The organism is Bacillus sp. MUM 13 (assembly GCF_001866725.1).
Taxonomy (GTDB): domain Bacteria; phylum Bacillota; class Bacilli; order Bacillales; family DSM-1321; genus Peribacillus.
The window spans coordinates 22520-28519 of record NZ_MLYQ01000082.1; the positions used below are offsets into that span (position 1 = coordinate 22520).

7 protein-coding genes are annotated in these 6000 nt (G+C 42.1%); 2 read left to right on the forward strand and 5 right to left on the reverse strand.

Going from position 1 to position 6000, the window contains the following annotated elements; all coding sequences use genetic code 11:
* Positions 1-32 precede the first annotated feature (32 nt).
* Positions 33-557: a hypothetical protein gene (locus BIV59_RS17340; protein ID WP_071352714.1), complete on the reverse strand. Its 525-nt coding sequence runs from the start codon at positions 555-557 to the stop codon at positions 33-35.
* A 554-nt stretch (positions 558-1111) separates the two neighbouring features.
* On the opposite strand from BIV59_RS17340, the gene BIV59_RS17345 reads away from it, so the two are divergent.
* Positions 1112-1354 carry a hypothetical protein gene (locus BIV59_RS17345; RefSeq protein WP_071352715.1) on the forward strand — a complete coding sequence of 81 codons (243 nt, stop codon included), beginning with the start codon at positions 1112-1114 and terminating at the stop codon, positions 1352-1354.
* Positions 1355-1509: 155 nt separating this feature from the next.
* Here the strand turns inward: BIV59_RS17345 and BIV59_RS17350 are convergent, their stop codons facing one another.
* From BIV59_RS17350 to mce, 4 genes are all read right to left on the reverse strand, one after another.
* Entirely contained in the window at positions 1510-1986 is a 477-nt protein-coding gene (locus BIV59_RS17350) for a chemotaxis protein CheW (RefSeq protein ID WP_071352716.1), read from the reverse strand.
* A 184-nt stretch (positions 1987-2170) separates the two neighbouring features.
* Positions 2171-3292: a M20/M25/M40 family metallo-hydrolase gene (locus BIV59_RS17355; protein WP_071352717.1), complete on the reverse strand. Its 1122-nt coding sequence runs from the start codon at positions 3290-3292 to the stop codon at positions 2171-2173.
* Between the two features lie 158 nt (positions 3293-3450).
* Positions 3451-5001, reverse strand: coding sequence for an acyl-CoA carboxylase subunit beta (locus BIV59_RS17360; RefSeq protein ID WP_071352718.1), 1551 nt, complete (start codon positions 4999-5001; stop codon positions 3451-3453).
* Positions 4994-5416, reverse strand: coding sequence for a methylmalonyl-CoA epimerase (mce, locus tag BIV59_RS17365; protein WP_071352719.1), 423 nt, complete (start codon positions 5414-5416; stop codon positions 4994-4996). Before mce ends, BIV59_RS17360 begins: the two co-directional genes overlap by 8 nt.
* A 239-nt stretch (positions 5417-5655) precedes the next feature.
* Between mce and prli42 the strand changes: the two genes are divergently transcribed.
* Positions 5656-5751, forward strand: a complete 96-nt coding sequence (prli42, locus tag BIV59_RS23785) for a stressosome-associated protein Prli42 (protein ID WP_170846185.1) — start codon at positions 5656-5658, stop codon at positions 5749-5751.
* Positions 5752-6000: the final 249 nt, after the last annotated feature.

The window sequence follows — 6000 nt, forward strand, 5'->3', positions numbered from 1 at the left end:
TCTATATAGAAGCGACACAAGTATAAGATAATTTATTTTTTCTTTTCGTTTGATTTTTTATCTGCATTTTTATCTGCTTTATCTGCATTTTTATCTTTATTATTTTCTGCCTTTTCATCTTCTTTTGCTTTTTCTACTTTTTCCCCATAGCTGATACTGCGGATATGGAATAATGCCAGGCGGATAACTTCTTCGTTAAAAAATACCGTAACGAATTCATCATTAATATCGCAAAGTATTCCTTCAAGTTTCTCCGGGCCGCCACGGTTAATATTTACCCAATGATTTTTAAGTTCATCTAGTAAGCTTTTAAAATTTGAAGCTGTTTTATAAGAAAAATCCAGCGGAACCTCCACTTTAAATTCGAAGCCTTTTTTTACATTCTCAGTAATACTTTTGATATGAGAAGTTTTATAGTAGACGACACCTTCTTGGTCAGTTAATATCGCCAAATGGTCATCTGAAACGTCTAATAATATGCCCGTCCTAGATTCTGGGCCTCCCCTGTTTATCCTGAGAACCTTACCAATCAGATTAGTAAACAATTCCTTATTCATCAATATTTTTCCCCTTCCTGGATAATCATTTTCCCTGTATTAATATGTGTCATGGGAGGACATTGGAACGAGATAAAAGACCATTTATTCTCAAATAAGACGTAAATTACAAAAAATGTGTATGCCGGCTATCATAAAACGCTGTGATTTCATGGTTTTAATAATTGTTGCTGTTTCGTAAAAATTGTTGCTGCCTGAACAATTGGCTGATTTCACTCCAGGATGCTCGCTTTCCGGGGGCGGTTGTTGAGATGCCTGCGTGGCCCTAATCCCATAGGAGCCTCGTACCTAATCAACCCGGTTTAACAACAGGATCTCTTCACAGAACATTTTAAAAAGCATCAATCTTTAAGAAAAGAGCCTAATTGTAAGAAAAACCCCTTATGCCCTAAGGTTCTACTTGAATCCTCGATTTTTAAAACACCAAATACCGGGGTTTTAATCCCCTCAATACTGATTCACGAGGATTATCACTGTAGTCAAGTGCATTTTTACAGGAGGAAATTCCGCTAAAATTATGGAGAAGAGCTGTTTCGCTAAGGAAAGTATGTGATATGGGAAGAAAATATATGGGAGTGGTCAAGCTTAGCAAACATCAAATAGAAAACAGAAAAAATGAAGGTGTAGCCAGATTTTTTATGAATGTTAAGAGAAGGACGAGGAACGTCAGATGTATTTTTGCAGTTAAATCAATCTCTGAAGCCAGGGAAAAGCATTATACTTTGATGGTCTATTTTAGATCTTTATATAGGAACACAGTCTCTATTTTTTATCCAGCCCTCAAAGAAGGTGACTAAGTTAGTATTTAAGTGTGTAAAGAGACCTGATTCTGCTTCCGGCCTATACGGAATGAAGACAAAAATTTAGCGGAGAAAATAAATTTTCTCCGCTCTTTCCAAAACAGAAGGACATGACTGCATCCTGCACTTCGTCTTGATTGACGGACCATTCATCAGCCCGATTGCTGGTTTAATATGTATTCTTCTATGCCGCTGATTCCTTCTATTGACTGGCAAAGCACCTGCGGGTCAATAATGGAAATCAGCCTGCCTTCACCCAGGTCGGCTACACCTGTTATGTATTTTGTTTTTTGATAACCCAGGAAACCAGCAATCTTAATTTGTTCATCAGCAATATCGAGGATTTCGCGGGCATCATCCGCAATAAGCCCTATCGCCATGCCATCTGTATTCAATAAAATCCACTTTCCCTGTTTTTCCGAAGGTTTTTTATGCGGAAACAAAACCTTTTGAATAGAAATCATAGGAATCAGTGTATCCCTTATGGCTGCCATTCCTTCGACAGCATCAGAGAAATGGGGGATTGCCGTTAAGCTCACAGGCTTTTCAATGGATTGCACCGTTTCGATAGGCAAACCAAATTCTTCTTCCCCCGATGTAATCACCACAATTTTCTGCGAATCCTTCATCAAGTCATCACCTTCAATCTTTTTGATAGAAACTATAATCTTGTCTGCTGATTTTCCAGTGTTACAAAAAGGGATTTAGTCCATTTCACCTAATATACCCTTTTTCTCTAGCGTGACTATTTAACCATGAAAATTTCAGAAAAAGAGAGAAATTCCTATGAAAGGAATTTCTCTTTTCCATTGATTATTCGCCTGCTACTTCCTTGATGATGGCAATGACCATTTCTCCCAGCTTAGTTAGTTCTTCAACTGGAATGCTTTCATTGGTCGTGTGGATTTCTTCATAGCCGACTGCAAGGTTGACAGTCGGAATTCCGAATCCGGCGATTACGTTAGCATCGCTTCCGCCTCCGCTTTGCAGCAATTCGCAAGGACGGCCGATTTTTTCGGCAGCTTTTCTTGCCACTTCCACTACATGGTCACCTGCACCGTATTTGAAACCAGGGTACATGACTTTCACATCAACATCAGCACGGCCGCCCATTTCTTCTGCAGCTGATTCGAACGCCTCTTTCATCTTTTGCACTTGCTTTTCCATTTTTTCAGGCACAAGGGAACGTGCTTCTGCTAAAATCTCAACATGGTCGCATACGATATTCGTTTGCTGGCCGCCTTCGAAGCGTCCGATATTAGCCGTAGTTTCTGAATCGATGCGTCCAAGAGGCATTCTGGAAATGGCTTTAGCAGCAATGGTAATCGCTGATACACCTTTTTCAGGAGCAACACCCGCATGGGCTGTTTTGCCGGTGATGACAGCAGAAACCTTTGCCTGCGTAGGAGCAGCTACAATAATGTTTCCAACCTTCTCGTCACTGTCAAGCGCATAGCCGAATTTTGCCGTAACTAATGAACGGTCCAAAACCTTAGCCCCAACAAGACCTGATTCCTCGCCGACTGTAATGATGAATTCAATTGTTCCATGTGCAATGTTTTGCTCTTTGATCACCTTGAGTGTCTCAAGCATAACAGCAAGTCCTGCTTTATCGTCGGCACCAAGAATTGTTGTGCCGTCAGAAACGATCACACCATCTTTAATGGACGGTTTGATTCCTTTGCCAGGAACTACTGTATCCATGTGAGAAGTAAAGTAAATGGTATCTGCTCCTTCTTTCGTACCTTTAAGCGTACAAATCAGATTGCCCGCTCCATGACCTGTTTGTGCAGTAGTATCATCTTCAAAAACTTCTACTCCAAGGCTTGAAAACTTCTCCTTAAGCACTTTTGCAATTTCTGTTTCAAATTTTGTTTCAGAATCGATTTGCACCAATTCCATAAATTCTTTTACTAAACGATCTTCATTAATCATCCCGGCAATACCTCCAAAAATTTTCAGGCATCATGCTGAACCATTCATACAGCACTTCTGCTTTATTTGACTGCTTTTTAGCAATATGTAAAATCCCATCTTTAGTATACTGCTAAAAACAGATGCTCGGCAAATATTCCGTTTTTTTCTTCTGATCATCAAAGCGGTATATTACCGTGCTTTTTAAACGGCCGGGATTCTTTCTTGTTTCTCAGCATTTCAAGCGATTGGATAAGCTTGATCCTTGTTTCACGGGGGTCAATCACATCATCGACCATTCCCTGGCTCGCTGCTACATATGGATTTGCGAACTTCTGCCTGTACTCCTCGATTTTTTCGGCACGTGTCTCTTCAGGATTTTCGCTGTTCTGGATTTCACGCGCGAAAATAATATTGGCAGCCCCTTGTGAGCCCATTACCGCAATTTCGGCATTTGGCCAGGCAAAAACAAGATCCGCTCCAATGGATTTGCTGTTCAATGCTACGTACGCCCCTCCATATGCTTTCCTTAGGATAACGGTTAATTTAGGCACAGTGGCCTCTGAATATGCGTAGAGGATTTTAGCTCCATGGCGGATAATCCCTCCATGCTCCTGTTTGACACCAGGGAAGAATCCAGAAACATCTTCAAAGGTAATAAGGGGAATATTAAACGAATCACAAAACCGGATAAACCTTGACGCTTTGTCGGAGGAATCAATATCAAGCCCTCCTGCTAATACCTTAGGCTGATTACAGATAAGCCCTACCGTCTCACCCTTGATTCTTGCCAGTCCCACAACAACATTCTTGGCAAAATTCTTCTGGACTTCCATAAAGGACCCGCTGTCAGCCACCTGCTCAATGACTTTCCGGACATCATAGGGACGAAGGCCATCAAACGGAATGACTTCTGTTAAATCCGGACGATAGTCATCTTCCTGTGAAGCCTCAAGCCGCGGCGGCTTTTCTTCATTGTTCTGCGGAAGATAGCTTAGCAGTTCCCTCACCATCTTCAGGACTTCTTCTTCAGACTCTCCCTTGAAGTGGGCATTTCCGCTGATTGTATTATGGACATCCGCTCCACCAAGGTCCTCGGAGCTTATTTTTTCTCCTGTAACCGTTTCAATGACTTTTGGCCCTGTGATAAACATCTGGCTCGTTTTCTCCACCATGAAAACAAAGTCTGTAATGGCAGGGGAGTAAACAGCGCCGCCCGCACACGGCCCCATTATGACGGATATCTGGGGAATAACGCCTGAATAAATCGAATTTCTATAGAAAATATGTCCATACCCGTCCAGCGAAACGACTCCCTCCTGGATCCGTGCACCGCCAGAATCGTTCAGTCCTACAAAGGGGGCTCCATTCTTGGCAGCCAAATCCATGACATTTGCAATTTTCTTTGCATGCATTTCGCCCAATGCCCCGCCAAATACGGTAAAGTCCTGAGAAAATAAGTAAATGTCCCTGCCATTCACTTTCCCGTATCCGGTTACTACTCCGTCACCAGGCCCCTTTACCTTATCAAGGCCAAAATCCCTGCTTCGGTGTTCAATGAAGGGATTCAATTCGATGAACGTCCCTGGATCAACAAGCAGCTCGATTCTCTCTCTCGCAGTCAGCTTTCCTTTTTCATGCTGCTTTTCAATTCTTTCGTCCCCGCCTCCTAGCTCCACTTCCCTGCGCCTGTCATAAAGCTCATTAATTTGTTCATAGATGTCAGTCATTTGTGTCTTCCTCCTTTTTGGGTTCGCACAATTCATAAAGCACGCCAGCAGCTGATTTGGGGTGCAAAAAAGCAACACTTGCCTGATGAGCCCCTGTTCTCGCAGTTTCATCAATCATCTTTATCCCAAAGCTTTTTATTTCTGCAATTCGTTCTTCAATCCCCTGCACTCCCCAGGCAATATGGTGGAGGCCTTCTCCTCTTTTTTCAATAAATTTAGCAACAGGGCTGTCTCCTGATAACGCTTCCAATAATTCCAGCTTTACATTATTTGCAGAGATGAAGGCAACCTTCACTCCCTGGCTTTCCACTGCTTCAATCCCTAACAGCTTTAAACCAAACGTTTCTGTATATAGCGGCAGCGCCTGATCAATCGACTTTACCGCTATCCCTATATGATCCACTTTTTCAATCATGGCAAGCAGCTCCCAACTTTAGATTTACCACTATTTCAACATAACAATATTCGGTATAAATCGTCATAATTCCTGCTAAAAATCTGCTTTTCTTAAATATTGCATCAAAAAACAGATGAAACTGGCAATAACCGCAAGCATGCCGGGACACTGCACGCTTTGAAGTTTGACTTTATTCTTGTGAACGCAGAGGACAGACGGTAAAATAATAGTAACAAACGTAATCGGGGAGAGAAAAAATGAAAAACAAAAAGTTCACAAAAATCGTCGTATACGTCATGCTGCTATCCATGCTGCTAACCACCCTCCTATCAGGCATAGCCTTCTTGCTTTAATAACAAAAAGCGCAAGCGCCTGTTTAGCCCCGACCTGCATAAGGCGCGGAAGAATAGAAGGCGTTCTTTGCCTTCAATTCACTTATGACCTCGAGGGGCTAGGCGCTGGAGCTGGATTTAAAAAGCGAAAGCGCCTTGTTTGGAGGATCAAAGACTAATGACGCCGCTTCCTGCAGGATTAACGGAAATCAACCCCTTGTTCCAAAGCAGCAAAGTTTACGAAAACAGCCAATAAAAAAGAGAGAAAAT